This window comes from Beijerinckia sp. L45, assembly GCF_009765775.1.
Lineage (GTDB): Bacteria > Pseudomonadota > Alphaproteobacteria > Rhizobiales > Beijerinckiaceae > RH-AL1.
This window is the reverse complement of the sequence record NZ_LMUU01000057.1, coordinates 37,698-63,615: the sequence shown is the minus strand read 5'-3', so window position 1 is coordinate 63,615 and position 25,918 is coordinate 37,698. Positions and strand designations below refer to the sequence as shown.

General features: G+C 65.6%; 22 protein-coding genes. 12 read left to right on the top strand and 10 right to left on the bottom strand.

Annotation, left to right across the window (positions count from 1 at the left end; all coding sequences use genetic code 11):
* Positions 1-45: 45 nt before the first annotated feature.
* From GSQ79_RS06080 to GSQ79_RS06060, 5 genes are all read left to right on the top strand, one after another.
* Positions 46-1,089 carry a carbon-nitrogen hydrolase family protein gene (locus GSQ79_RS06080; protein WP_158807835.1) on the top strand — a complete coding sequence of 348 codons (1,044 nt, stop codon included), beginning with the start codon at positions 46-48 and terminating at the stop codon, positions 1,087-1,089.
* A 474-nt stretch (positions 1,090-1,563) separates the two neighbouring features.
* Positions 1,564-2,046 (top strand): hypothetical protein, encoded by a 483-nt coding sequence (locus GSQ79_RS06075; protein ID WP_158807834.1) that lies wholly within the window; start codon positions 1,564-1,566, stop codon positions 2,044-2,046.
* A gap of 203 nt (positions 2,047-2,249) precedes the next feature.
* Complete coding sequence (locus GSQ79_RS06070; protein ID WP_158807833.1) at positions 2,250-4,229, top strand: FUSC family protein; 1,980 nt, start codon at positions 2,250-2,252, stop codon at positions 4,227-4,229.
* Positions 4,226-4,429 carry a DUF1656 domain-containing protein gene (locus GSQ79_RS06065; protein WP_158807832.1) on the top strand — a complete coding sequence of 68 codons (204 nt, stop codon included), beginning with the start codon at positions 4,226-4,228 and terminating at the stop codon, positions 4,427-4,429. Before GSQ79_RS06070 ends, GSQ79_RS06065 begins: the two co-directional genes overlap by 4 nt.
* Before the next feature lie 10 nt (positions 4,430-4,439).
* Positions 4,440-5,540: an HlyD family secretion protein gene (locus GSQ79_RS06060; protein ID WP_158807831.1), complete on the top strand. Its 1,101-nt coding sequence runs from the start codon at positions 4,440-4,442 to the stop codon at positions 5,538-5,540.
* 286 nt (positions 5,541-5,826) lie between these two features.
* Here the strand turns inward: GSQ79_RS06060 and GSQ79_RS06055 are convergent, their stop codons facing one another.
* The 3 genes from GSQ79_RS06055 to GSQ79_RS06045 form a co-directional block, all read right to left on the bottom strand.
* Positions 5,827-6,795: a bifunctional diguanylate cyclase/phosphodiesterase gene (locus GSQ79_RS06055; protein WP_256378989.1), complete on the bottom strand. Its 969-nt coding sequence runs from the start codon at positions 6,793-6,795 to the stop codon at positions 5,827-5,829.
* Positions 6,796-6,827: 32 nt separating this feature from the next.
* Positions 6,828-7,388 (bottom strand): GGDEF domain-containing protein, encoded by a 561-nt coding sequence (locus tag GSQ79_RS30035; protein WP_158807829.1) that lies wholly within the window; start codon positions 7,386-7,388, stop codon positions 6,828-6,830.
* 324 nt (positions 7,389-7,712) lie between these two features.
* Positions 7,713-8,561 carry a major royal jelly family protein gene (locus GSQ79_RS06045; RefSeq protein WP_246725131.1) on the bottom strand — a complete coding sequence of 283 codons (849 nt, stop codon included), beginning with the start codon at positions 8,559-8,561 and terminating at the stop codon, positions 7,713-7,715.
* 1,062 nt (positions 8,562-9,623) lie between these two features.
* Here GSQ79_RS06045 and GSQ79_RS06040 point away from each other — a divergent pair.
* From GSQ79_RS06040 to GSQ79_RS06030, 3 genes are all read left to right on the top strand, one after another.
* Entirely contained in the window at positions 9,624-11,156 is a 1,533-nt protein-coding gene (locus tag GSQ79_RS06040; RefSeq protein ID WP_158807827.1) for an FAD-dependent oxidoreductase, read from the top strand.
* Positions 11,157-11,555: 399 nt separating this feature from the next.
* The gene (locus GSQ79_RS06035) at positions 11,556-13,511 is read left to right on the top strand and encodes a PAS domain-containing sensor histidine kinase (RefSeq protein WP_158807880.1); all 1,956 of its coding nucleotides are present in this window, start codon (positions 11,556-11,558) and stop codon (positions 13,509-13,511) included.
* A gap of 134 nt (positions 13,512-13,645) precedes the next feature.
* Entirely contained in the window at positions 13,646-14,113 is a 468-nt protein-coding gene (locus GSQ79_RS06030; protein ID WP_158807826.1) for a VOC family protein, read from the top strand.
* Between the two features lie 89 nt (positions 14,114-14,202).
* Here GSQ79_RS06030 and GSQ79_RS06025 read toward each other — a convergent pair whose 3' ends face one another.
* Positions 14,203-15,015, bottom strand: coding sequence for an NAD-dependent protein deacetylase (locus tag GSQ79_RS06025; protein ID WP_158807825.1), 813 nt, complete (start codon positions 15,013-15,015; stop codon positions 14,203-14,205).
* Between the two features lie 230 nt (positions 15,016-15,245).
* Positions 15,246-15,386, bottom strand: coding sequence for a hypothetical protein (locus GSQ79_RS06020; protein WP_158807824.1), 141 nt, complete (start codon positions 15,384-15,386; stop codon positions 15,246-15,248).
* A gap of 161 nt (positions 15,387-15,547) precedes the next feature.
* Here GSQ79_RS06020 and GSQ79_RS06015 point away from each other — a divergent pair, with 161 nt between their 5' ends.
* From GSQ79_RS06015 to GSQ79_RS06000, 4 genes are all read left to right on the top strand, one after another.
* Positions 15,548-16,312, top strand: a complete 765-nt coding sequence (locus tag GSQ79_RS06015; RefSeq protein WP_158807823.1) for an ImuA family protein — start codon at positions 15,548-15,550, stop codon at positions 16,310-16,312.
* Complete coding sequence (locus GSQ79_RS06010) at positions 16,227-17,750, top strand: DNA polymerase Y family protein (protein ID WP_158807822.1); 1,524 nt, start codon at positions 16,227-16,229, stop codon at positions 17,748-17,750. Before GSQ79_RS06015 ends, GSQ79_RS06010 begins: the two co-directional genes overlap by 86 nt.
* Positions 17,747-21,016 (top strand): error-prone DNA polymerase, encoded by a 3,270-nt coding sequence (locus GSQ79_RS06005; RefSeq protein ID WP_246725125.1) that lies wholly within the window; start codon positions 17,747-17,749, stop codon positions 21,014-21,016. Before GSQ79_RS06010 ends, GSQ79_RS06005 begins: the two co-directional genes overlap by 4 nt.
* A gap of 519 nt (positions 21,017-21,535) precedes the next feature.
* The gene (locus GSQ79_RS06000; RefSeq protein ID WP_158807821.1) at positions 21,536-22,159 is read left to right on the top strand and encodes a hypothetical protein; all 624 of its coding nucleotides are present in this window, start codon (positions 21,536-21,538) and stop codon (positions 22,157-22,159) included.
* 194 nt (positions 22,160-22,353) lie between these two features.
* Here the strand turns inward: GSQ79_RS06000 and GSQ79_RS05995 are convergent, their stop codons facing one another.
* From GSQ79_RS05995 to GSQ79_RS05975, 5 genes are all read right to left on the bottom strand, one after another.
* Positions 22,354-23,178: an AAA family ATPase gene (locus GSQ79_RS05995; protein ID WP_158807820.1), complete on the bottom strand. Its 825-nt coding sequence runs from the start codon at positions 23,176-23,178 to the stop codon at positions 22,354-22,356.
* Between the two features lie 281 nt (positions 23,179-23,459).
* Positions 23,460-23,669, bottom strand: coding sequence for a hypothetical protein (locus GSQ79_RS05990; protein WP_158807819.1), 210 nt, complete (start codon positions 23,667-23,669; stop codon positions 23,460-23,462).
* Positions 23,670-23,751: 82 nt separating this feature from the next.
* Positions 23,752-24,381 carry a hypothetical protein gene (locus GSQ79_RS05985; protein WP_158807818.1) on the bottom strand — a complete coding sequence of 210 codons (630 nt, stop codon included), beginning with the start codon at positions 24,379-24,381 and terminating at the stop codon, positions 23,752-23,754.
* Positions 24,382-24,500: 119 nt separating this feature from the next.
* Entirely contained in the window at positions 24,501-25,091 is a 591-nt protein-coding gene (locus tag GSQ79_RS05980) for an RES family NAD+ phosphorylase (protein WP_158807817.1), read from the bottom strand.
* On the bottom strand, positions 25,088-25,702 hold the full coding sequence (locus tag GSQ79_RS05975; RefSeq protein ID WP_246725124.1) for a hypothetical protein: 615 nt from the start codon (positions 25,700-25,702) through the stop codon (positions 25,088-25,090). Before GSQ79_RS05975 ends, GSQ79_RS05980 begins: the two co-directional genes overlap by 4 nt.
* Between the last annotated feature and the right edge of the window lie 216 nt (positions 25,703-25,918).

Below are 25,918 nucleotides of genomic sequence, written 5' to 3'. Positions count from 1 at the left end.
GCGCTACCCTGAGCGACCGTCGACGCCTGGAAAAGGAACCGTCCAATGGCTTTGAAACACCCGAAGTATGTCGCGGCCGTCGTGCAGGCGGCACCCGAATTCCTCGACGTCGACGCGACCGTCGAAAAGACGATCGCGCTCATCGAGGAGGCGGCGAGGCAGGGCGCGAGCATCGTCGCCTTTCCAGAGGACTGGATCCCGGGATACCCCTGGCATGTATGGTTGGACACGCCCGCTGCCAACTTCCAGCGCGGGTTCGTCGGCCGTTACTTCGACAATGCACTTTCCTACGACGACGCCAACGCGGCGAAGATCGCCGCGGCCGCGCGAGACGGCAGGATCTGCGTGTCCCTGGGAATCGCCGAGCGATCCGGCGGTAGCCTCTACATCGGCAATTGGATCATCGATGCGGAGGGCCGCACCCTGGTGCGGCGGCGCAAGCTCAAGCCGACCCACATGGAGCGGACGGTCTTCGGCGAAGGCGATGGGAGCGATCTCGTGGTGCGCGATACCCCTCTCGGGCGGATCGGCGTCCTGGCCTGCTGGGAGCATCTGCAGCCGCTGACCAAGTACGCGATGTACGCTCAGAACGAACAGGTCCACATCGCCGCGTGGCCGGGTTTCTCGCTTTACAAGGGCGTTGCCTACTCGCTCGGCGCGGAGGTCAGTCTGGCGGCCACGCAGACCTACGCGCTGGAGGGCGGCTGCTTCGTGCTCGCGCCTTCGGCCGTGACCTCGCAGGCCATGGTGGATCTGATGTGCGACACCGACGAGAAGCGTCGCCTGCTCGAGGTCGGCGGCGGTTTTTCGATGATCTACGGGCCCGACGGGTCGCCACTTGTCGAACGCAAGCCCGAGACGTGGGAAGGCGTGATCTGCCAGGAGATCGACCTCGCGAAGATCTCGCTGGCGAAGGCGGCCGCCGATCCGGCTGGCCACTATGCTCGAGCCGACGTGACGCGATTGCTCATCAACAGGCGGCCCAACGTCCGCGTTCAGGAATTCGGACTGCCTTTCGAAGCGTCGTCGCATCCTAACGCGACGGATGATCCCGCCGCTCCGGAGGACGCTGCCATTGGTTCGTCCTAGCGATCGCAAGCACCGGCGACGTATCGCGATCGCTTGCATCGCCATCCGACGAAGGCTCACGGAATAGCGCGGCGAAGCTCGGCACCGAGGCTTGCAGAGTGATCGTCAAAGGCTTGAACAGGGACCGGCATCCGCGGAAGGGCTCGCCTACGATCCGTCCTGGACGTCCCGGAGCCACGATGCGTGGACCGACGTCACGCATCCCGATAGTGCCCCGCCGCAGCGCCGATTGGTGGAGATGGCCCCGCGACCGCCTGAGCGGATCGGGCGGAACCCCAACGCGCAACGGCATCGGCGCCCTTTTGAGCTGCAGTCGCGCGGCTTTGCTCGAGGGTGATCGGAAGCTCGGGCCGCGGCAGGACGGTTCCGGCAGGAATCGACCGATGGCGGTCGAAACGTAAAAGCCGTGTGCGCCCACGAAGCGTAGCTTGCGCGACGACCGCACCACGCGAACCTCAAGATGGGACCACGCGAATGATCGGATCGTTTCGAGCCACCGCCTGCGCCTGCATCGTTGTCCTCGTCGGGTTGGCGCCGGCGTTGGCGTCGGACAAGCCCTTCAGTTCCTTCGAAGGTTCTTGGTCCGGATCGGGGGCCGTGAGGACTGCGGACGGGGCGTCCGAGCGCTTACGCTGCCGCGCCGCCTACCGGGTCTCGGGCGACGGCGCGCAGATGAGGCAGGATCTCGTCTGCGCCAGCGACAGCTACAAGTTCGAGATCTCGAGCGACGTGACATCGACCGGCGGGGTTCTGGGTGGGACCTGGTCGGAGCGGACCCGAGGCGTCAGCGGACATGTCGCCGGCCGTACGGGGTCCCGGCGCATCGACGCCAGCGTCGACGGTCTTGGTTTCACGGCGACGATGGTCATCGTTGCCGACAGGAGAACTCAGTCGATAGACATACGACCTACCGGTACCGACGTCACCGGCGTCACGCTCAACATGTCCCGACGCTGAGGCGGCCGGAGCGGCCGAGACCAGCCGCCGCGGCTTTCCCTTCGGCGCGAAGCGCCCCTGGGCTGACGGGCGGGTCAGGAGGCTAATGCGGAGGAGACGTCGGCTGCGGCGGGAACGTCGTTCCGATGGGCCCTACGAACTTGGTGTCCGCCTGGAGCTGGGGACGACGCAATGACCCTGGTGAAGGCAATGGGGTGCCTCTCATGAGCAGCGTTCAGGATGCGGGCGCGGCCAGCGGCGGTCTGTTCACGCTTGCGGGTCTTCCTCTGACTTCCTGGAGCTACGCCTTTCGCATCTGGTTCGCGATGGTGATCGCACTGGGCGCCGCCTTCTGGCTCCAACTCGACAGCCCTTCGTCGGCGGCGATAACCGTGGCCATCCTGGCTCAGCCGCGCCGCGGCCAGGCGTTTCAGAAAGCCGGCTACCGGGTGCTTGCAACGATCGTGGGCGTGGTGGCATCCATCGTCATAACCGCCCTCTTCTCGCAGACGCGGGACCTCTTCCTCCTCGCCACGGCCGCTTGGCTTGCGCTCTGCGTCTACGTGGCGAGCTATTACGACGGGAACCGCGCCTATGGAGCGGTCCTATCGGGCTACACCGTCTCGCTGGTGGCGGTGATCCAGATCGATGCGCCACAGAACGTCTTCATCGCCGGGCTTAGCCGCGGCGCTGCCGTCACCGTTGGCATCGCCGCGATCGCGCTCGTCAACGACGTCTTCGCGGCACCCGACGTGTTCTCCGGACTGCGCGTGAGGCTCGCCGTGGCGCATGGACGCGTGAATGAGATGGTCGATGCGTTGCTGCGCGGCGACGAGCCGGGTCCGGATCGCGCGGCAGATCTTCTGGGAACGATCACCGGCGCGCGCCTCGACATCCAGACGCTGCCGAGCGAACGGGCGGGCGGCGGAGGACAGGCTGCGGCCGCCAGGAGCTCGGCGGTCGCGATGGTCGGCCGCGTCGCGATCGCGCGTTCCTTCTCCGACCTTTCCAGGCTCGTGAGCGAGAACGTCGATCCGCTGCGCGCGCTCGTCTGGAATGACGCCGTCGTTGATCTCGAAGCCGGTCTCGACGCCGAACTCGCGCGCCCGGACCGCGCTCCCGAAGGCATCGCGATCAGGCGCTTCGCGCTCGACCTGGCGGACCTTCGGCGTCTGGCATCGAGGGAACTTGCGAACATGGAGGAGGGGCTCGCGCCAGAGCGCGACGTCCGCCTGCCGATCCATCGGGACAGGCAGACGGCGTGGCGTACCGCGCTCCGCGTCTTCATCACGGTCCTGGCGTCCTCGACGGTTCTCATTCTGTCGAGCTGGCCGACGACCTCTCTTACTCTATCGCTCGTCGGCGTCGTGGCGGCGCTCAGCGCCACGACGCCGAATCCCGGCGCCTTCGCCAAGGGCGCCCTCATCGCGATGCCGGTCTCCGTCGCGGCCGGAGGCATTACGGAATTCCTGATCCTCGACGGCGTCGACTCGTTCCCGCTGCTGGGACTGGCGATGGTGCCGACGATCTTCGCCGCATGCTTCCTGAGCCTCAGTCCAAAAGCTCCCGTCGCCGGCCTGGGCTCGCTTCTGCTCGTCTTCTTCCCGTTCATCCTGTCGCCGGCCAACCCCCAGAGCTACAACCCGCAGACCTACGTCTTGACCGGGCTGCTCGCGTTGCTCGCCGTCTGCGCGCTCTTTGTCGCGCTCTACACGATCCTGCCGACGACCGACAGGGACAGGAGGCGGTGGATGATCGACGAGGCGCGGGGCGATCTCCGCGCGGCCCTCGACGGCACCGCACGGCTGACCCCGACCCAGGCGGCCTACCTGACCGCCGACCGGATCGTGCAGCTGAGCCGACTGCGCGTCGGCTTCGCCTCGGCGAAGCGCTGGAGGCTACGCCACATGCTGCTCCTATCCACTCTGACGATCGTTGCCACGCGTGCCGGCGACGCACTCAACGACCTAGGTATGGCTGGATTCCCGTCCGCACCGATCGCGGCGGCGAGAACGGCACTAGCACGCCTCGACGCCGCCGCCCTGCACGATGCCGCCGCCGCGGTTCTGGGGTCGGCGCCGCTGGAGCCCTGCGTCACCCGAAGCCGCGCCGCCCGTGCGGTGGCCGACCTCTTCTTCCTTTCCGTGACGGCCAAGGCGCAAGCCTCGCAACTGCGGCACACGCGCAGCGGGGTCCCGGCATGACGCACGGCTTCCACGAGCTGGTCGTCGGCGGCGTCCTCTTCGCGCCGTTCGTCACCTATGCGATCGGCGCGGCCGTCATCTTTCTCCTGGCGCGTCCCGCGCTCCGGATGGCGTCGCTCGAGAAGATCTTCGCGAATCCGCCCCTGGTCGAAGTCTGCCTATACATCGCGATCCTCGCGATTCTCTTCCTGATCTTCTGAGGAGTCCCCGATGGCTGCCCAACGCAGATACTCGCTCGTCCGGCTGGGTCGCTTGACCGCCACGACGGCCCTTCTCGTGGTCGCGGCCGCGGGGGTGGCGCTGATCTGGCAGTATTACGTTACCTCACCATGGACGCGCGACGGGCGCGTGCGGGTGCTCGTCGCCAACGTGGCGCCGCAGGTCTCGGGCCAGATCGTCGAGCTCGACGTCTCGGACAACCAGATCGTCCACAAGGGCGACGTGCTCTACGTGATCGACACCTTCGATTACCAGGTTGCGCTCGATGCGGCGAAGACGCAGGTCAAGATGCGCGCGGCCGATCTGCAGGTGAAGCGTATCCAGGCCGAGCGCCGCCAGAGCCTTTCGAGCCTTTCCACGTCGGTCGAGGAGAAGCAGCAGTTCCTCGGGACCGCGACACAGGCGGAAGCGCAGTTCGCGAACGCCCAGGTGCAGCTCGCGCAGGCGGAGGTCAACATGAAGCGGACCAAGGTCCGCAGCCCCGTCGAGGGCTACGTCACCAACCTCCTCCTCCGAGTGGGCGATTACGCGAGTTCGGGCACTCCGAACGTCGCTGTCATCGACAGCAGTTCGTTCTGGATCGACGGCTATTTCGAGGAGACTAAGATGGGGCGCATCTGCGTGGGCGACGCGGCGAACGCCGAACTGATGGGATACCCGCAGCCGATCGGCGGGCGCGTGGAGAGCGTGACCCGCGGCATCAGCGTGGCCGACGCGACATCCAGCACGCAAGGCCTTCCCAACGTCGATCCGATCTACACCTGGGTGCGATTGGCCCAGCGCGTACCGGTTAGGGTCCGCATCGTCGACGTCCCTAAAGGCGTTCCTCTCGTCAGCGGCATGACGGCGACGGTGCGCATAGCCGACGGGATGGATGTCGATGGTGCGTTGGCCGCGCGCGCCGGGCGTGCCTTGGACGCGATCCTGCAATCCTTCCGCCTGCGCCCGTGGCCCGTCCGCGACTGCGGGCCCGCGCAGGACGTCCTCGGCGTGACGACGAAGCTGCCGATCGACGTCGCGGAGCACCCGCTCTCGCCCGAAGCGATAAATCCCGGACTGGCGCCGGCAATGAACATGGTGCCGCAGCGCTGAACGATCGCGACGCCACGCGCAAACGCCTCCTGCTTCGGGTACGCGGATCGGCAAGACATCGATTGTTACGGGTACACCGCATCCGGGAACGGTGATGCCTCCCATAGCGAATACGGTCTCATGTGGAGAACACAGGATTCACAGAGCGCATCCGACGCCTTCCGGGGTGAAGTCACGGTGCCTGGATGCGACCGGATGGAGGGCTCGTCGGTGTTCGAAGTAGTCGTGCCACCGACTCTTCTCATGGCAATGAGGTGTGGACGCCTTCGAGCAACAGGAACGTCTGTCAGCGTCCTCTTCGGCCATGCATGGAGATCGCCTTGTCTCGACGGACCAAGTCGAATGCTTCCGAAGCGGCAAGCGCTTCACCATAAAGCCGTCCCTGGCCTTGCGTGCAGCCGCGCTGCACGAGGAAGCGCCGCTGGTCGTCGGTCTGGATGCCATCCGCGGCCACGTGCAGTCCAAGGCCGGCACCGAGGCCTAGGAGCGCCTGGACGACGGCGGCGCTGCCGCTGTCGGTCGTCATCGCGTCGACGAAGCTGCGGTCGAGCTTGATCGTGTCGAGCTTCAGGTTCTGCAGATGGTAGAGGCTGGAATAGCCGGTGCCGAAGTTGCTCACCGCAATCCTGATGCCGGCCTGCCGCAAGCCATCGAATAGATTTTTGGCGCCCTGGAGATCCCGAACGATGGCGCTCTCGGTGAATTCGAGTTCCAATCGGTTCGGGGAAAGCCCGACTCGACCGAGCAGACCAAGGACGCGCAAGCCGAAGCCGGGGTCGCCGAGCAGGACCGGCGAGACCTTGAAAACGATCCCGACGTCGCTCGGCCACGATGCTGCCTCGGCGCAAGCGCTGGCAAGCAAGGAGTCCGTCAGCGCTGCGATCAGGCCGGCGTCCTCGGCGATGGGGATGAAACGATCGGCACCGATCGTCTCGAGCTCGGGGTGCTCCCACCGGGCGAGCACCTCGAACGTGCGGACAGCTCCGGTCTCTAGATCGGCGACCGGCTGGTAAGACGCTACGATCGCTCCGGCCTCGATGGCGCTCCGCAGGTCGCGTTCGAGACGGTCGCGCTCACGCACCCCACGATCCATCTCGGGCTCGAAGAAGCGCATCGCCGATTGCCGTTGCTCCTTGGCCCGATACAGCGCGATATCGGCCTTGCGGAGCAGGTCCGCCGCATCGTCGCCGTCCTGCGGCATCAGTGCGATGCCAAGGGCTCCTCCCACGACATGCGGGCGGCCGCCGGCCTGGATCGGCGCGCCGAGCTCTTCGATGATCCGTAGTGCTAGGCCGGTCGCCGCTTCGGGCCCGTCAGCTGCGTCGCGACGACCGCGAACTCGTCGCCACCGAGGCGGGCGACGAGGTCCCCTTGCCGTACCGCCCGGGTCAATCGCGCGGCGACATGGATCAGCACGTCGTCGCCGGTCCCGTGCCCGAAGACGTCGTTGACGCGCTTGAAGCCGTTCAGGTCCAGCATGATGATGCAGTGGCAGGCGTCGGCGCCAGGCATTGCGGCCGCCGCCGCCTTCAGCGCGTCGTCGAACTGCCGGCGATTTGGCAGCCCGGTCAGCGTGTCGTGGAAGGCCAGGGCCCGGATTTCCCGCTCGGCAGCCATGCGCCGAACGCTTTCGCGGCGTTCGCTCAGCAGACGCTGGATCGCCCAGGCGAGGCCGACCGCCAAGACGCCGCACACCAGGAGCAGTTCGTCCCATTCGAGGGCTTCCGGCGCCTGCGTTTCTCCAGGCGCGTCGCTAAAGATGTTGCGAGTGAGGGCGAAATAGAGGACCGCGAGACTAGCCGTCGCGACGGCCGTGAAGTCGATTAATCGGAATTTATGTCGCCGCACGAATGATCCCACGTTCCGCATTACATCCGACCTTGGCGCGCTTCTGCTGGACGATGGCTGCGCAGACCTAATTTTGGCGCTACGAATATAGTTAAATCCCGGGGGATTCTGTTATGTGCTCATAAAAGAGTTTGCATGCCCACCATGCTGCGCTCGGCCTAGAGGATCAACGCATGAAGACGGCGAGATCTTGCGAAACTTGTAGCGGTGCGTTCGCCGGCGCTCGAGGCTCCGGTGCCGGCGGGTTCAATAATTAACGGCGCTTCTCGGGTTGACGTTCGGTCGGATTGATCTTCGGTGCTTCAAGAGAATGCCTGGCTTCAGCTAGCCGGGACGCCCTGTGACCGCAGCGCCGAGAGGATGTCCGTCGAGGCTTGTCGGCAGGTCCATGGCGAAGACCAGAAATGGCGCGTTCGTTCGATCCTCACCTCCGTCATGCTGGGCGAGATATTCGATTTGCGGCGCTGGAATGTACAACCGTCGATTATGGTCGATGAAGAGCGCGTCCGGACTGACAAGCCTATCGTCGGTGACGAGAACCGCCCGCTCGCCCGTAGGCGCCAAGACCAGGATCTGACGGTTCTCGACATCACTGAGCAGAAGATTGCCCAACGTATCGATGCCGGTGCCTCCGATCGTGGGAATCTCGGCGACGGTCTCGATGAGCCCTGCAAGTCGCTCGTCGGTGACGTTCCGATCCCGAAGAGGATCCGTCGGCAGTCGAAGCAGCGGCCCGGTCGGCGCAGATAGATAGATCCAGTCGCCGGCGTCGGTCACTTCGAGCATGTCGCTGTGCACAGTCGGGCGCTCGTCATGGTCATCCGCAAGGACCCTGCCGCCCTTGCCCTTCATCGCTGCCGTCTTCTGTTGCCGGAGCGACGGGTGTCCGGAAAGTCTCCTAATCGTCCGTCCATTTGCGAGGTCATGAACGATTACGCCACCCACTCCGGAATCGGTGACATAGATCACCTCTCCGTGGACACGGAGATCGTTCATCTGGGCTCCCGGCGGCAGGATGTCCGTGCCGAACCGTAAGACGGACAACAACCTTCCTGTGACTGCATCGACTTGGACTAGCTTCTGCGCGCCGGGCGCCGGTGTGTTGCCGGGCGGCGCACCCTGGTCGACAACCCACAGCGTGTCGTCGTCGAAGACATGGACGGAATTGACCATCACGAAAGCGTCTTGGCCCGTTTCGCCGTGGCGCCACTCGTTCCACGGGCCACCTGGGAAGGGTCTTGGTGTTCCGCTCGTGTCGACCTTGGCCAGCGATGGCGTCTCATCGTGTCCCGCGAAGCGCGGCAAGCCGAGGAAGATGCCGCCGCCCCGCGTGACGGTTACGCCATTGCAGAGCCAGGGCGAGCGCGCGGCGATGGACAGGGCACGAGGCTTGGGGCCGGCACCCGCGGATCCAATCGACAGACACGCACCGGAAGCCACAAGGCCACGCAATGCCCCGCGCCGAGAAAGGAACGCCTGCATGAATAAGATCTCCGGCCAACGTCGGATTCGGCCAACGGCCATCGAAATCATCGTAATGGACCATGGGCCCGTTCAGCAGCCCTTGCAGATGCTTCCTTGAATCTTGTCGTCCTGCTTTTGAACGCCACGATCCATTGCGGTCGTACCCCCGCTTTGAGACGCACCTGGATTGGGCACGGTCTCACCAGTGGACGTTATGTTGCCAGTGCGCCGTCCGGCGTTGCCGGTTGAGGGCGCGGCACTCTGCGAAGTCTGCGATATTGCTGCACTCCCGGTCACGAGGACGATCGCGACAGCTGAACAAAGTCGTTTTATCATAAACGTTCTCCTTGGGTCGGGAACGCACCTTTCGAACTAGGGTTGCAGAACGCATACCTGCCCCAACGTTACAGCCGGTCGAGGCTAGCAGATGGACAATCCCCTCATTATCACCACCGTGCTGCTCTGCGCTTCCATGGCGGGACACCGAAGGACGTCAGTCGGCCCTTAAGCCGATGAACAGCAAGGCAAGGAGCTTCGAAGCAGAGGACACGGCCTCGCACCACCGATACGACTTCTCCATCCTTCGTCGCGACGGGGCCTTCGGATCTAAGTCCGAGCCCGTCAGGCTCGACGAATGGGCACTTCGACTCGCATGCGTTCTCGAAGTCCCCGCACCGATTAACGCTGACTCGATCCAAACCACGAGCCTCGCCGCCCGTTGACTGCGGTCGGACGTCGACCTCGTCTGGAACTCGATCGTAGGATCCTCTGATGGACTATGAGATTTGCGAAGCACACGACCTGGCTGACGGCGCGATGCGGACCGTCGAGGTTGGCGGCCACAAGATACTCCTGGTCCGCGATGGCGGACGCTATCATGCGGTGGGCGCCACATGCCCGCATGCAGGCGCGCCTCTGGCCGATGGCGTTCTGCAGGCCGGCGTCGTGAGGTGTCCGTGGCACAAGGCCGCCTTCTCCCTGTCTACGGGCAAGTGCGTCGAGCCCCCGGCAGTCGACGATCTGCCCCGCTTCGCGGTCCGCGTCGTCGATGGCCGCGTGATGCTCACCGTACCCGAACAGTCGGGTCTCGAGCCGATGGCGCATGGGCCCTCCGACGCCCGTTGCATGGTGATCATCGGCGCCGGCGCAGCCGGTGCGATCGCCGCCCAGACCCTGCGCGGCGCCGGCTTTTCGGGGCGCGTCGTGATGGTAGGCCTGGAAGAGGCGCTTCCCTATGACCGAACCGTGCTCAGCAAGTACGCGCTGTCCGGCCGCAAGGGCGGCGAGAAGACACCTTTGCAGGACGAGGCGTTCTACGCTCGGCATCGCATCGAGCGCCGGACGGGCAGGGTGGTTTCCCTCGATACCGAGGCTCGGACGATCACGTTCGAAGACGGCCGCTCTCTTGGCTACGATTCAGCCCTGCTTGCGACCGGCGGGGTGCCCCGACCTTTCGACGTGCCGGGACACGCTCTGTCCGGCGTGCACCTGCTCCGGACGCCCGCGGACGCGGAAGCCATCGTCAAGACGGCGGAAGGCGCGCGACGCGCCGTTGTGGTCGGCGCGGGCTTCATCGGACTTGAGGCCGCAGCCAGCCTTCGGGAACGCGGCCTGGACGTGACCGTCATCGCGCCCCAGACCGCTCCTCTCGAAGACCGGCTTGGTACCGAGATCGGCAACGTCTTCCGTCGTGTGCACGAGCGCGAAGGCATCGTGTTCCAGCTCGGCCAGCAGGTCGAGGCGTTGGAAGGCGAGGACGGCCGGGTGAGCCGTGTGCGGCTTAAGGGCGGCGCCGTCCTGGAGGCCGATCTGGTCCTTGCCGGGCTGGGCGTCACCCCTGCGACCGATCTGTTTCGCGGCGCTCGACGGGAAGACGGCGGACTTGCCGTCGATGCTCATCTCAAAGTCGTCGACGGCCTCTACGCGGCCGGCGACATCGCGGCGTTTCCGCTTTACGGAGATGGACCTCGAACCCGGGTCGAGCACTGGCGCGTCGCCGAGCAGCACGGCCGGATCGCAGCCCTCAACATGATCGGGCAGGCGACGCCGTACGACGCGGTGCCGGTGTTCTGGACCATCGGCTTCCTCAAACGCCTCGACTACGTCGGGCATGCCGCGACATGGGATGATGTCGTCGTCGACGGGGACCTGGAGAAGCCCGAATTCCTCGCCTTCTATGTCGAGGGCGGCACGGTCAAGGCATTGGCTGGATGGGGCCGCGATCAGCAGATGGCCGAGGCTGTCGGCTTCATGGCGCAACGTCAGGATTGGACGGTGCCGGAGCTGCTGCAAGCGCTCACATAACGGTCCGCTCGTTTGATCGGAACTACGCAGGTGATATGTCGATGTTTCATGGCTGCTCGGCGACCGTTCAGGCGGCCTTGAGCTGTTCCAACTGCATGGCCAGAAGGATCCCGAATTGCTCGGCAATGTTGCTAGCCGACCGTACGGTGGGAAGACATAGCCGACGAGATACGATGTCGTTCTGGGCGGGTCGCGCTTTCGGGGCGGGGGACAGGCGCGCAGGATCCTTGCCTCGGCGCGGTACAAGACGCGACCTTCTGAACCTTCTCGGTCGAAGATGCTTTCGCCCATGGCGAAGCTAGAGTTGGTCGAGTCGTGAAGAACTATGCGCCTCCGTCGGATCGGATCCCCGGTTCGGACAAGTCGATCGATTCGAACGTGTTGGCGGGCGGTGGGCGTATGGGCACGGCCATGCGCGACCACGACTGGGACAGCTCTTACCTCGGCAGACCGGAAAACTGGCCGCAGCCCTTGAAGACGCTCGTCGGAATCTTGCTGGCGGCGGACCAGCCGATGTTCGTCGCTTGGGGCGCGGAGCATGTGCTCCTCTACAACGACGGCTACGCCCCGATGCTGGCGGATCGCCATCCGGGCGCCCTCGGCCGCCCGTTCTTCGAGGTCTGGCCCGAGGTCGAAGCGGAGCTCACGCCCCTCTTCGATAGGGTCGCGGGGGGCGAGCCGATCCACATGGCCGACATATCGCTCGAGCTCGATCGCGCGGGCCGGGCGCGGGAGGCGCATTTCGCGTTCAGCTATACGCCGATCCGCGACGAGGCCGGCCAGGTCGCCGGCTTGTTCTGCGCGTGCACGGAGACCACCGACAGGGTCCTGGCCGACCGACAGTCGTTGGCGGCCCGTAACCGCCTCTTCGAGATGACGAGGGACCTCTTCGGCGTCGCGACCTTCGACGGTTACCTGAAGACGATCAATCCCGCCTGGTCGTCCGTGCTCGGGCGCCCCCATGCGGACCTCATCGCACGCCCGTTCTCGGAGATCATCCACCCCGACGACCTCGGCGAGACCAGCGACGTCGTCGCGGTCCTCCTGAGGGGCGAGCCGGTCCACCAGTTCCGGGTTCGCCTTCTCAAGGCCGACGGCACGCCCGTCTCCTTCGCCTGGTCCGCCATCCCCGACGCGGACCCTGAGAGCGGCATCTTCTACACGGTGGGCCGCGACATCACCGAGGAGTTGCGGCGGGAGGAGATGCTAAGGCAGAGCCAGAAGATGGAGGCCGTGGGCCAACTCACGGGCGGTTTGGCCCACGACTTCAACAACCTTCTGACCGGCATGATGGGCAACCTGGAACTGCTGCAGGTGCGCCTCGCTCAGGGCCGTAGCAAGGACGTCGGGCGCTACGTCGACGCGGCCCAGGGGGCGGCGAAGCGGGCCGCCACCCTGACACACCGGCTCCTCGCGTTCTCGCGGCGCCAGACCCTTGAGCCCAAGCCGGTCAACCTCAACCGGCTCGTGGCGGGGATGGAGGAGCTGATCCGGCGGACCGTGGGGCCCGAGATCGCGGTCGAGCCGATGGTCGGGGCCGCCGGGCTGTGGACAACGTTCGCGGACCCGGGCCAGCTCGAGAACGCGCTTCTGAACCTCTGCATCAACGCCCGCGACGCCATGCCGAACGGCGGCAAGATCACCATCGAGACCGGCAACCGCTGGCTCGACGACCGCGGCGCGCGCGACCGCTCGCTGCCGCCAGGCCAGTACGTGTCGCTTTGCGTGTCGGACACGGGCACCGGGATGGCGCCTGAGACCATCGCCAAGGCGTTCGACCCGTTCTTCACCACCAAGCCCATCGGCGTGGGCACCGGCCTCGGCCTGTCGATGATCTACGGGTTCGCCCAGCAGTCGGGCGGGCAGGTGCGGATCTACTCCGAGGTCGGCCATGGCGCCATGGTGTGTATCTACCTTCCCCGCCACCTTGGCGTGGAGGAAGGCCAGGGGTCGGCTTCCGAGGTTGTGGAGATACCGCGCGCGGAGGTCGGTCAGACGGTCTTGGTGGTGGACGACGAGCCGACGGTCCGGGGATTGGTGACAGAGATCCTCGAGGACCTGGGTTACACCGCGCTCGAGGCGCACGATGGCGCCTCGGGGCTCAAGGTCCTGCACTCGGATGTGCGCATCGATCTGCTGGTGACCGACGTCGGGTTGCCTGGAGGGTTGAACGGTCGGCAGGTAGCGGACGCGGCGAGGGCGTCGCGGCCCGATCTCAAAGTGCTGTTCATCACCGGCTATGCCGAGAACGCCGTGCTCAGCCACGGCCATCTCGATCCCGGCATGCACGTCCTGACCAAGCCATTCGCAATGGAAGCGCTCGCCGGTCGGATCAAAGATCTGATCGGCGATTGAGCCGGCAACAGGGCGCAGGCCATCCTACCGAGCGCCCGATCGACCGATCCCGCCTACGCGACGGCGCTCATGACCGCCTCGAAGGCGTTGGTCGCCCGGTCGATCCATGCGGAAGCGATGACGGAGACGATGCCATGAGCGTATCCAGGCCAAGCCTTGTCGGCCTGAACCACATAGCTCTTGAAGTCGAAGACGTCGAAGAGGCGCTTCGCTTCTACGAAAGCGTTTTCGAGTTCGAGTTGCGGGGAAGCCTGAAGGACGATCAGGGGCGCCTGACGATGGCGTTCATCGACATGGGCGACCAGTTCTTGGCGCTGAGCGGCGGCCGTACCCAGCCTCCGGACACCGGTAGGCACTTCGGCCTTGTCGTCGATGATCGCAGCCGGGTGATGGATCTGGCTAAGGCGGCTGGCGCTAAGGTCGCGGCCGGCGACTTCAACTTCCTCGATCCTTGGGGCAACCACATCGAGGTCGTCGCGTACCGCGACGTCCAGTTCTCGAAGCGGGACGAGGTGTTGCGCGCGATGGGCCTGGATCTGGAGAAGAGCGAGGAGGCGCGAAAGCAGCTCCGCGAGAAGATGCGCTCAGGCGAGAAGGATTAAGGATCGGCTTCACGACCTCGCCCATTTGGTTTCCGCGTTAATGTTGGGCACCGCTCAAAGTTGAAAGCAGGGCGGCATCCTCTTCCAGATCAATCCGAAAGGAAGGCCAACGCCACACCGCAGGGCTCCTCGACCTTGAGGGAGAGGAACGCGTCGGCGCGGGTGAGACCGAGGTTGACCGCCGCGATGGGCTTGCCCGCGCTCGCGGCGGCCTGCGCGAACCGGTAGCCGGAATGGACCATGAGCGATGATCCCACGATCAGCATGGCGTCCGCTTGGGCGAGGTGCGCCTTCGCGGCCTCTAACCGGTCGCGCGGCACGCTCTCGCCGAAGAAGACGACATCCGGCTTGAGCACGCCGCCGCAATGGCGACAGGCCGGTACGATGAAGGACAGGACTTCGGGACCTTCCAGGTCGGCGTCGCCGTCCGGCGCGTCGGATGCCTCGAGGCCAACCCAGGACGGATTGAGCCGGTCGAGCTCATCCTGGAATTCTCGGCGTGGCGAGCACCGATCACACCCCATGCAGCGGACCTGGTCGAGCCGGCCATGCAGATCGATAACCTGGGTGCTGCCTGCGGCCTGGTGGAGCCGGTCGACGTTCTGGGTCAGCACGAGCTCGCTCCTACCCGCCGCCTCCAGACGGGCGAGCGCGCGATGGGCGTCGTTCGGTTGGACATGGCTGAAGTGACGCCATCCGATCGCGCTGCGCGCCCAGTAGCGCTGGCGCGCGTCGTGGTTGCGCATGAACGCCTGGTAGGTCATCGGCTGGGCGCGTTTCCAGTTGCCCTCGGCGTCGCGGTAGTCGGGGATGCCAGATTCCGTGCTGCAGCCGGCGCCGGTCAGGACGAACAGGCGCCGATGCCGATCGATGAAGTCGGATAAGCTGGTGAATGACGTCATCTGGCTTTCTAGCGCGGCCGGTCGCACGTCTCCACGACCTCCGCGTCGGCTCGTTGATGCCGATAGGATCCGCCGGGACGACCGCGGAAGGTCCGGCGCTCGGGGTCAAGAGGTATGATCGCCGGGGTGGCGGCCCCGTAGCCTCATCTATGGTCGGCGTTGGGGTGGGCCTCGGCAGGCTTGAGAACCTCGCCCGGCCCTGACAGGATATCGTCGATGGCCTTCTCGAACTAGAGCCTCTTCTCCGGCGGCACCGTGGTCGCGGCGCTTCGGTGGGATGCCGTCGCCTCATGGGTGCCAACCGGCACCTCCTGGGCGCCCGCGTTGCCGACGAACGCACTCACGAGGATCGCTGCCAATAACGTACGCATTGGAATGTCCCTGCTTGCCCCCGGAACACGTGGGGGGCTCCGGCGCCGCTTCAAGATCACCATGCCGTTCGGCGACACATTGACTCATGGCTCCCATTAAGAACAAATAAGGAACATTCAGTCAGCTTGCGACAGGGAACCATGCGTCCGGGTAGATCTCCATGCACGACATCACATCCGTTAGGCCAGTCATCGCCGATCTCCGTGCGCGCATCGAGCGGCTCGACGGCGGACGGGGACGGGACCGCGCGGTGCTGTCGTTCGGCGTCGAGGCGATCGACCGTACGCTTCCGGGCGGCGGCCTCGCGCTCGGCGCGCTCCACGAGGTCGCGTGCGGCGGGAACGGCGCCATCGACGGCGCGGCGGCAGCGCTCTTCGCCGCCGGCATCGCGGCGCGGAGCAGGGGCAAGGTCCTTTGGTGCGTCACCCGGCCCGACCTCTTCGGTCCCGCGCTCGCCCAGGTCGGATTGCAGCCCGGCCGGGTAATCTTCGTCGAGGCCGGCGACGAGAAGACGGTCCTGGCCTGCTTCGAGGAGGGCCTCCGCCACGGCAGCCTCGGCGCCGTCGTTGCCGAGGTCGCCCGGCTCTCGATGACGGCCTCGCGCCGCCTCCAGCTCGCAGCCGAAGGCAGCGGATCGGTCGGCATCGCGATCAGGCGGTGGCGACGGCAGACCGAAGCCGCCGACTTCGGCCAGCCGACCGCTTCCGTCACCCGTTGGCGGGTCTCCGTCCTGCCGTCCACGCCGCTGCCGATACCCGGCGTCGGCCAGGCACGGTGGCTTCTCGAACTGATCCGATGCCGCGCCGGCGAGAGTGCCGACTTCGAGGTGGACGCGTGCGATGCCCAGGGTCGTCTCTCTCTTCCTGCCGACCTGGCCGACCGATCGGGTCAGAAGGACGCTGGCATCCGCCGCGCCGCCTCGTGACGTCCCCCTCGTGCTCGTTGGGCATGATGGCCGCCGACGCGTGGTGACCGCAGTCGACGTCGCCGCACGCCGCTCGGGACTGCGCGTCGGCATGCCGGCCACGAAGGCGCAGGCGCTCGTCGCCGACCTCGTCGTGATGGACGCCGAGCCTCTCGCCGATGCCGATGCGCTTGAGCGCCTCGCCCTTTGGGCCCTCCAACGCTACGCACCGATCGCCGCCGCCGATCCACCGGATGGGCTGGTCATCGACACGAGCGGCGCGGACCATCTCCATGGCGGCGAGGAGGCGATGCTGGCCGGCATGGTCCAGCGGTTCGCGGACGTCGGCATCGCGGCGCGCGCCGCGGTGGCGGATTGCTGGGGCGTCGCGCACGCCACCGTGCGCCATCGCGCGAGCGGCACCACCATCGTTCCGAGCGCGCATGGCGGCGAGGTGATCTTCGATCTCCCGATCGGCGCCCTTCGATTGTCAGCGCCGATGGTCAAGGCGCTACGGGTCCTTGGCTTCGAGCGCATCGGCGACCTTGCGGCTCAGCCTCGGGCGCCGCTGGCGCTACGCTTCGGTCCCGAACTCGGACGCCGCCTCGATCAGGCGATGGGCCGCCTCGCCGAACCGATCGTTCCGGTCCGTACGCCAGATCTCATCGAGGTCAACCGCGCGTTCCCGGAACCCATCGGCGCGCCGGAAACCATCGCGCGCTACGTCGGCAAGCTCGTCGTCGCGCTGTGCGAGGCGCTTGAGGCGAAGGGCCTCGGCGCCAAGCGCCTCGACCTCATGTTCCATCGCGTCGACAATCGCATCGAGGCGGTCCGCGTCGGCACGGCTTTGCCGGTGCGCGACGTGAAACGTCTAACGCGTCTCCTCTGCGAGAAGATCGAAACAGTCAGTCCGGGCTTCGGCATCGAGATCATGACGCTGACGGCGACGCTCGCGGAGCCGCTGTCCGAGAAGCAGGTGGTCTCGTCTCTGGTCGAGGAGCCTGAGGCTGACGTCTCCGGGCTCATCGACATTCTCGCCAACCGCGTCGGCGAGCATAGGCTTTATCGCCTGGCGCCGTTCGCCAGCGATGTTCCCGAACGGTCCGTCCGCCGGGTCGGCCCCATGTCGGCCGACGACGGCGCGGCATGGCCGAACCACTGGCCGCGACCCATCAGGCTATTAGGATCGCCAGAGCCGATCGAGACCGTCGCCTTGTTGCCCGACCAACCACCGGTGACCTTCACCTGGCGCGGCATCCGACGCCGGGTGCGACGCGCCGATGATCCCGAGCGCGTCTTCGGCGAGTGGTGGAAGCGTGATGCGGAGTTGGAAGCGGTGCGGGATTACTTCCGCATCGAGGACGATGCCGGCGAACGCTTCTGGGTCTTTCGCGCTGGCGACGGCGAAGATCCGGCGACCGGGTCCCATCGCTGGTATCTTCACGGCATCTTCGGATGAGCGCCGCGCGTTACGCCGAGCTTCAGGTCACGTCGCACTTCTCGTTCCTGCGCGGCGCAAGCTCCTGCGAGGAGCTGTTCGCCGCTGCAGCGGTGCTCGAAATCCAGGCGCTGGCGGTGGTCGACCGCAACAGCGTCGCCGGCATCGTGCGCGCCCACCAGGCGGCCAAGGAGACCAGCGTCGCGCTGATCGTCGGCTGCCGCCTCGACCTCGACGATGGCACGTCCATTCTGGTCTATCCGATGGACAGGCCGGCCTACGCCCGCCTCTGCCGTCTGCTGTCGCTCGGCAAGAAGCGCGGCGGAAAGGCCAAGTGCCGGCTCGACTGGTCCGACATCGTCGCCTACGCCGACGGCCTTGTCGCGATCCTTGTCCGGACGACGCCGACGAGACCTGCGGCTTCCGCCTACGCCGCCTCCGCGAGACCTTCGGTGATCGCGCCTATCTCGCCCTCACGCTGCGCCGCCGCCCGAACGACCAGCTTCGACTCCGAGCTCTCGCACCTGGCGATGCAGGCCCGCGTGCCGACGGTCGTGACCAACGACGTGCTCTTCCACGTGCCCGCGCGACGCATCCTTCAGGACGTCGTGACCTGCATCCGGCACAACGTCACCATCGACGGCGCCGGGTTCCGGCGCGAGCGGCATGCCGACCGCTACCTCAAGCCGCCCGAGGAGATGCACCGCCTGTTCGCGCGCTATCCCGAAGCCGTGGAGCGGACAATCGAGATCGCGCGGCGCTGCCGCTTCTCGCTCGACGAGCTCGCCTACCAGTACCCGGAGGAGGACACGATCCCAGGCTTGACCCCGCTTCAGGCGCTTGCGAGCCTGACCTGGGAAGGCGCATCGATGCGATATCCCGAAGGTGTGCCCGACAAGGTGCGCGGCGCGCTCGAACACGAACTCCAGTTGATCGAGAAGCTCGATTACGCCCCGTACTTCCTCACCGTGAACGCCATCGTCCGCTTCGCGCGATCGAAGGGCATCCTCTGCCAGGGCCGGGGATCGGCGGCGAACTCCGCCGTCTGCTACGTGCTCGGCGTCACCAGCATCGACCCTGAACGCAACGACCTGCTGTTTGAACGCTTCGTTAGCGAGGAGCGGCGCGAGCCGCCCGACATCGACGTCGACTTCGAGCACGAGCGACGCGAGATCGTCATGCAGTGGGTCTTCGAGACCTACGGCCGCGACCACGCCGCGCTCTGCTCCACCGTCATCCGTTACCGCTCCAAGGGTGCCCTACGCGATGTCGGCAAGGCGCTTGGCCTGACCGAAGACCTGATCAAGATGCTGTCGTCGCAGATCTGGGGCTGGTCGGAGGAGGGGGTCGAGCAGAAGCACGTCGAGGCCTTGAACCTCAACCTCGGCGATCGCCGGCTTCGTCTCGCCCTCGATCTCGCCCGCGAGCTGATGGGCGCGCCTCGCCACCTGTCGCAGCATCCCGGCGGCTTCGTCCTTACTCGCGATCGCCTCGACGAGCTGGTGCCGATCGAACCCGCTGCGATGGTCGATCGCCAGGTGATCGAGTGGGACAAGGACGACATCGACATTTTGCGCTTCATGAAGGTCGATTGCTTGGCGCTCGGCATGCTGTCGTGCATGAAGCGCGGCTTCGATCTCCTCGCCGACCACAAGGGCATCGAGCTCGATCTCGCGACGATCCCGGCCGAGGATCCACGCACCTACGCGATGATCCGCAAGGCCGACACGCTCGGCACCTTCCAGATCGAGTCCCGCGCCCAGATGTCGATGCTGCCGCGCCTGAAGCCCCGGACGTTCTACGACCTCGTCGTGCAGGTCGCGATCGTAAGACCCGGACCGATCCAGGGCGACATGGTGCATCCCTACCTGCGTCGCCGCGAAGGTCTCGAGCCCGTCTACTATCCGACACCGGAGCTGGAGCAGGTGCTCGGCAAGACGCTCGGCGTGCCGCTGTTCCAGGAGCAGGCGATGCGCGTCGCCATCGTCTGCGCCGGCTTCACGCCGGGCGAGGCGGACCAGCTCAGGAAGAGCATGGCGACCTTCAAGTTCACCGGCGGCGTCAGCGCCTTCAAGGCGAAGCTCGTCGACGGCATGGTCGCCAACGGCTACGACGCCGATTATGCGGAGGCGACCTTCCGGCAGCTCGAAGGGTTCGGATCCTACGGCTTTCCGGAGAGCCACGCAGCGTCGTTCGCCCTGATCGCATACGCGAGCTCGTGGCTGAAGTGCTGGCACCCCGACGTGTTCTGCGCGGCGCTCCTCAACGCGCAGCCGATGGGGTTCTACGCGCCGGCGCAAATCGTCCGGGACGCCCAGCAGCACGGCGTCATGGTGCGTCCGGTCTGCGTCAACGCTTCGCGTTGGGACTGCACGATGGAGAAGGTCGATGACGATGGACGCTTTGCCGTGCGGCTCGGCATGCGCATGGTCAAGGGGCTCGCCAACGGCAACGCCGCCGCACTCGTCGCGGCGCGCGCCGATCAAGCCTTCGCGTCCGTCGACGACCTATGGCGTCGCGCCGCCGTTCCGATCAGCGCGCTCGTTCAACTCGCCGAAGCCGACGCCTTCCAGCCCGGTCTGAGGCTGGCGCGGCGCGAAGCCCTCTGGGCGATCAAGGGGCTTCGAGACGAGCCGTTACCCTTGTTCGCCGCGGCGGCGGTTCGAGAGGCTGGTCCTGTCGCTGAGCTTGACGAACCAGCGGTCGCGCTACGCCCGATGACGGCAGGCGGCGAGGTCGTCGAGGACTACGGACATGTTGGTCTGAGCCTGCGCGCGCATCCGGTGTCGTTCCTACGGCAAGATCTGCGGCGGCGCCGGATCGTCACCTGCACAGAGGCCATGGAAGCGCGCGACGGCCGATGGCTTGAGGCCGCCGGCCTCGTCCTGGTCAGGCAGCGGCCGGGGTCGGCGAAGGGTGTGATGTTCATCACGCTGGAGGACGAAAGTGGCATCGCCAACCTGGTCGTCTGGGCGAAGATGTTCGAGAAGCATCGCCGCATCGTCCTGTCGGCAAGCATGATCGCCGTACGTGGGCGGGTCCAGCGCGAAGGCGAGGTGGTTCATCTCGTCGCCTATCATCTCGCTGACCTTTCCACGGAGCTCGCAGGTGTCGGTCACCGTGAGCGGTCGTTCCCCTTGCCGCACGGGCGAGGCGACGAGTTTCACCGCGGCGGTTCGGGGCCCGACTCGCGACAACCGAAGACGACCGTCATCGCGCCGCGGGACATCTTCATTCCAGACCTGCACATCGATACGCTGAAGGTGAAGGCACGCGATTTCCGATGATGATCGTCGATGCCGATCATGATGGGGATTGCTGGTGCGAAGCCTGCAGGCTCCACCGACGTGTGCCCGTCCATCAGGCGCCGCTCAATCCGATCGTTATCGGCCTACGTCTGAACCTCAGCTGCGCTCGTCGGTTCGACGTGCTGCCTCCAAGACGGACAAAATGTGATGATGATTTCGAGGAAGACGCTGGCTGCCTGCCTGCTTATCCTGATCCCGTCGAACCACGCGACTGCTCAGGGCGCCGGGGCCTCCGGGGCCGGGCCGACGGCGGGGAGCGGCATCACTGGCACAGGTCTCGGCGATGTAACGACCTCGAGCACGCCGCAGCCGGCTGGCGCCGCGACGTCGCCAGCCAATGGCCAGGCTCCGACGGGCAATGCACAGCCCGGAAGTCCGCCTGTCCCTGGACGGACTGCGCCCGGTGACAGGTAGTCTTCTGCTTATTGAATCAGGCCCGCCTGCCGATGTGCCATCAAGCTGATAAGGTCCACCAGCGTTCACTTTGAGAGGCCTGCCATGACCGGCGTCGCGATCAAGCCAAACGGTTTCCTTCTGCCGAACGGTTGCCGGATCACTCATGGGACGGGGGCGACGATCAAGAATCCCTTCTCCACCATACCCCTGACGATGCACGAGCTGGATCCAGGCGGCTGGCTGCCGGTGGCTTCGACAAAGCGCGGGCAGTTTGGCTTTATCCCTTTCAATCACAAGCTTCGGCTACCTCGGCATGTGCATGTATCTGTGGACGACGCGGAGGCCTGCTTGCTGTCAGAACGCATCCTGGTCACGGGCGGGGTCGGTCTCGTCGAGCTGAACGGCAACATCTACGTCATCCCGCACGGGACTCTTGTGGATATACCTGGTGGCGTCCCGCACACCTGGACCGCTTGTCCTCCTGGCGTGCTGCTGCCGGACGGCACCGCGGCGACCGGCGAGTTTCTTATGATTTACGACTACGCGGAACCCACCGCGTTCTTCCCAATACTGGCCACCGGGACGCTGCAGTCGATAGCGGATTACATCCCCTACGTGGGGTTGCTGGAAGACATTTGCTTTCCTGAGCTTTCAGCCCAGCAAATAACAAGCGAAGCCGCGTTCGTGTGGAACGACTCGGTCGGGCAGGGCGCCAGCCACCGATGATGTCGTAGCTTGATTGAGGCCCTGCTGGTTGTCGGCCCTGCGGCCGCCGATCGCGGCTAACGCCGTCAGATACGGAGAAGGTCGAGTCCGGTATGGCGCTGTTCGCGGCTATCGTGGATCCGCGCGCGACCTTCCCGTAGGGCGTAACGAGCCTGTCGCTCGTCACGGCTTGAAAGCCGGCTGCAGTTGGTCATTCAGCGAGCTAGAAAGCCCATCTTCGTGAAGGGTCGCGGATCCTGGACCAGCTCGACAGCACGCTCGACGTCGTCAGCGGAGACGGTACGCCTTCGCCGGGCGACGGTGAAGGCGATGGCGAGATCGACGACCCGGGAGATCGTCCTCGCATTCATCCCGGCCAATCTTTCAACAGCCTCGTCGGCGACGCCTCCGACAAGGTTCGGTGCCCGACGCTTGATCAGGTCGGCGGCGATCGACCGTACGACCCGTCTCGCATGGTCGCCCGTAGGGGCGGCAATTTCGATAACCAGCATCCGATCGATGAGCGGAGCCGATATCGTCTGCGTCGTGTTGGCGCTCGCGATCCAGTTAGCGAACTGCGCCGCTATGGGAAGCCCAAGATATTCGTCAACGAACGCGCTGGCGTTCTCGTCTTCGAGGACGGAAAGGAGCACGTTCAGCGTGCCCTCGTCGCTCGACAACGTCGGTGATTTGTCGAGTTCGTCCAGCAGGAACAAGGGCGAAGCCGTCATGCTGTCGATGAGGATCGCCTGTGCGATCCGGCCGAGCTTTGCGCCCCGCCAAAGCGGGGTGAGCCCGCCGAGTTGGCCGCGGTCACTCGTCCCATTGATGCTTATCGGCACGCACGTCGTCCCCAGCGCTTGGGCGAGGGATCTGCAGTAGAAGGTCTTGCCGATGCCTGGCGGCGACAGGAGCAGGATGGGCGGAAAGCTCAGCGGGCACTCAGTGACGATGCTGGAGAAGACGGCGCGAGATATGATGGATGTGACCTTCGCGAAATGCGGCGACGCTTCCGAGACGATCTCCAGACGCGTCATCATCGCCGGTTCGCCTATCAGATGCGGCCGCAGGCTTCCTCGCGGGTCCGCCAGAACCTCTTCCAGGCAGCGCGCCCAGATCTCGTTCTCCGTCGTTCGAGATCGCGTAGGTCGCTCCTCTTCGACCACGCTCCGATCATCAGTGTCCGGCTCTGCCTGACAACCGAGCGCCTTGCGGAACGAGTCGGGATCGTAGATCCGCGCATACGACTGCTGCGGGTGCCTGGCCTTACGACGTCTCGAGCCCTTTAGGCTCGCCGTCCTCGGGCGTCGTACGCGACCTCTCAGTTCCATTTCATCGCTCTGGCGTCGTGCCTTGTTCCGCGGAAGATCAGATCCGCTCCGGTTGGCGTTCGACCGTCCGTGCCGCAATCGGCAAGGATGACGATGTATTCGTTCTCGTCTGACTGTCCGCGGATGTATGTCAGCAGCGAGGACAGTTGCGAGGAGAGGGCGATCGGCCGGTTCGACCGATAAGCGAAGAAAATCTTCATGATGGGGCCCGGCATGGCCTTGATGCCAAGCCAACGTGCGGAGAGGCCACGCCGGGATGGCGCCGACGGCGTATCGTTGCGGTCACTTCCATCGCGGCAGCCGCCCGTCGCACGCCGCAAGGCAAGCTCCGACCACGATCCACAGGAGGCGCGCTGCATCTTGCGACGGATCCAACACCACGAGATCGGTGACCAGCCTCGCGCCGCGGAAGCTGTTGCCTCGCAGTATGTACCGGGGATGGACAACGATTTTTGCGAAGGGGTCCGAGGCGCTCTGCGCCTCGAGCCAGCGGGGCTGCCGGACGAAGTCCTGAAAGCGTAGCCTGCTCAAGGCTCCCGAAAGCTGTTCGCGCAGTTCCGTCAAGGTGACGCCGCTTGGTAGCGGCAGCCGGATGACCCCGTCTTGGATCACCGCCCCGCACGGCGGCGGGAAACCCGTCTCGACACCGGCCTCCAACTGGAACAATCCCCAGTCGGCCCAGCCGGGCTGCGGCTCCAAAGGCTGAAACGAGCCGGGCCAGAGGGTCCCGCTGCCATGCTGCTTGATGTTCAGCTTGGCGATCGCCTTCTGTGCGTCGCACGAGACGCCGACGTGTACGACAGGGAATCCTATCTCCCCGGTCAGGCGCGCCGTCCCGCTGCAGGCGGCGACGTAGCATTCCGCAACGCGCCGAGGGCGTTGAGCGACGACTTTGTTGGATCTGCTTTTCATGACGGCTCCGGATCTGTTCCGGGACTATCTGGGAAAGATATCTTAGATATCAACAACAAAGAAGTGTTTTTCGGGGCTGAGGGCGCCTCGATCAGTGGTGCGGACCCGTCCGCCTGGCTTCAGGTCGGCGATAGACCGACGCGATAGCGAAGTGCCAGGCGCCAGAACCAGTCCTCATCGAGGTCCACCCGGCGCTCGTCCTCGGTCACCCGCCCCCGGCAGTTGTCGAAGAGCGCGTAGCATACCGCCTCGTCGTCGTGACGAGCGTGGTAGGCGATGCCGTGAATGCCGGCGAAGCTTCCACGGATGGCCTTCGACCATGCCTGCGGCACGTCGTAGGGCAGTCCCGCGTGGACGACCTCCGCGGTAGCACCGAGGATCGCGAGACCCGGTCCGGCGAGCTTTACCAAGGTCAGGTCCTCGATGGCCTCCAGACGTACGTAGGCCCGGTCGGCCAGGAATGCAGGATCGATCAGGTTGCGACCCGGACTTCTCAGAAACGTCTCTGCGAATGCGCCCGCCTCTTCGCACGCGCCGTACAGCACCCCGTAAGAGGCGTCGGGCGCATTGAGGCGGCCGCTCAAGGAGTTATCGAAGAAGATCGGTTCGAACCCTTTCTTGAAGAAGCGATGGATCGGCGCCCCAGCGGCGACGATCGTGAAGTCCGGTGTTCGCGCCGAGAGGTTGGCGGGTGGCAATGGTGGGCTCAAGCGCCCTGCTCACCCATGCGTCGGGCCGCCTCTACGACGACGTCGACGCCGCCTTCCTTGAGGACGTCGATCGGCTTACGCCCGCCGAGCCTGTCGTCGGGATTGGTCAGGAAGTTGAGGACGCTCCAGGGGTTTCGCGTCGGCAGCGCCGCATGCACGGCGCTCAGGCCATCGACGACTGTGCCGTCGCTATTGAACTGTACCGTAGGGAAGCTCTGCCTGTTGCTCGGACCAGGCACCGCCAACAGGCTCCCGTCCTGAACCCGCTTGTGGACGGCCTGTCGCGAGATGCCCCGCATCAACCCCCTCACCTGATCGAGGTCGTAGGCACCGCCCGCCGCCTGCAGATCCGCCTGTGCGATGCGGACACCCTCGAGGATAGCGTGCGCCCGGGCGTCCGGCTCGAAGGCCCTCTTGTTGATCACCGCGGATCGGGCCTTCGAGACCGCATCGGCGTAGACGCGGCGAACGGCCACGAAGTGCTCCCCAGAGTGCTCGATCTCCTTGACCGCATCCGGCCTCGAAGACACGATGGCGACTTCCGCGCCCGCCGGGATCCGGAACTTCCGGAACATCGCCGCCGGGTCGCCAGCCAGGGTGAACATAGTCATCGCCGCATCGCCGGATCTGACGGCCGACGTCTTCGGGCGGCGGTTGGATGCGGACGGGGTGGCTCTCGTCTTCTCTGTCATCGCCGTATTCTAGGTGTGCGTTCACTTCTGTCAACATTGTCAAGCATGACAACTATTTTTGGACTCACTATCGGCCGGGTGATCTGGAAACCAAGCGATGATATCCTAGATATCATCGCCATTGCGGTGTGTCGA

Excerpts from the sequence above, each read along its gene's own strand:
- GSQ79_RS06080 (WP_158807835.1), top strand. The coding sequence starts at position 46 with ATGGCTTTGAAACACCCGAAGTATGTCGCGGCCGTCGTGCAGGCGGCA.
- GSQ79_RS06075 (WP_158807834.1), top strand. The coding sequence starts at position 1,564 with ATGATCGGATCGTTTCGAGCCACCGCCTGCGCCTGCATCGTTGTCCTC.
- GSQ79_RS06070 (WP_158807833.1), top strand. The coding sequence starts at position 2,250 with ATGAGCAGCGTTCAGGATGCGGGCGCGGCCAGCGGCGGTCTGTTCACG.
- GSQ79_RS06065 (WP_158807832.1), top strand. The coding sequence starts at position 4,226 with ATGACGCACGGCTTCCACGAGCTGGTCGTCGGCGGCGTCCTCTTCGCG.
- GSQ79_RS06060 (WP_158807831.1), top strand. The coding sequence starts at position 4,440 with ATGGCTGCCCAACGCAGATACTCGCTCGTCCGGCTGGGTCGCTTGACC.
- GSQ79_RS06045 (WP_246725131.1), bottom strand. The coding sequence starts at position 8,561 with ATGGTCAATTCCGTCCATGTCTTCGACGACGACACGCTGTGGGTTGTC.
- GSQ79_RS06040 (WP_158807827.1), top strand. The coding sequence starts at position 9,624 with ATGGACTATGAGATTTGCGAAGCACACGACCTGGCTGACGGCGCGATG.
- GSQ79_RS06035 (WP_158807880.1), top strand. The coding sequence starts at position 11,556 with ATGGGCACGGCCATGCGCGACCACGACTGGGACAGCTCTTACCTCGGC.
- GSQ79_RS06030 (WP_158807826.1), top strand. The coding sequence starts at position 13,646 with ATGAGCGTATCCAGGCCAAGCCTTGTCGGCCTGAACCACATAGCTCTT.
- GSQ79_RS06025 (WP_158807825.1), bottom strand. The coding sequence starts at position 15,015 with ATGACGTCATTCACCAGCTTATCCGACTTCATCGATCGGCATCGGCGC.
- GSQ79_RS06020 (WP_158807824.1), bottom strand. The coding sequence starts at position 15,386 with ATGCGTACGTTATTGGCAGCGATCCTCGTGAGTGCGTTCGTCGGCAAC.
- GSQ79_RS06015 (WP_158807823.1), top strand. The coding sequence starts at position 15,548 with ATGCACGACATCACATCCGTTAGGCCAGTCATCGCCGATCTCCGTGCG.
- GSQ79_RS06010 (WP_158807822.1), top strand. The coding sequence starts at position 16,227 with ATGCCCAGGGTCGTCTCTCTCTTCCTGCCGACCTGGCCGACCGATCGG.
- GSQ79_RS06005 (WP_246725125.1), top strand. The coding sequence starts at position 17,747 with ATGAGCGCCGCGCGTTACGCCGAGCTTCAGGTCACGTCGCACTTCTCG.
- GSQ79_RS06000 (WP_158807821.1), top strand. The coding sequence starts at position 21,536 with ATGACCGGCGTCGCGATCAAGCCAAACGGTTTCCTTCTGCCGAACGGT.
- GSQ79_RS05995 (WP_158807820.1), bottom strand. The coding sequence starts at position 23,178 with ATGATGACGCGTCTGGAGATCGTCTCGGAAGCGTCGCCGCATTTCGCG.
- GSQ79_RS05990 (WP_158807819.1), bottom strand. The coding sequence starts at position 23,669 with ATGAAGATTTTCTTCGCTTATCGGTCGAACCGGCCGATCGCCCTCTCC.
- GSQ79_RS05985 (WP_158807818.1), bottom strand. The coding sequence starts at position 24,381 with ATGAAAAGCAGATCCAACAAAGTCGTCGCTCAACGCCCTCGGCGCGTT.
- GSQ79_RS05975 (WP_246725124.1), bottom strand. The coding sequence starts at position 25,702 with ATGACTATGTTCACCCTGGCTGGCGACCCGGCGGCGATGTTCCGGAAG.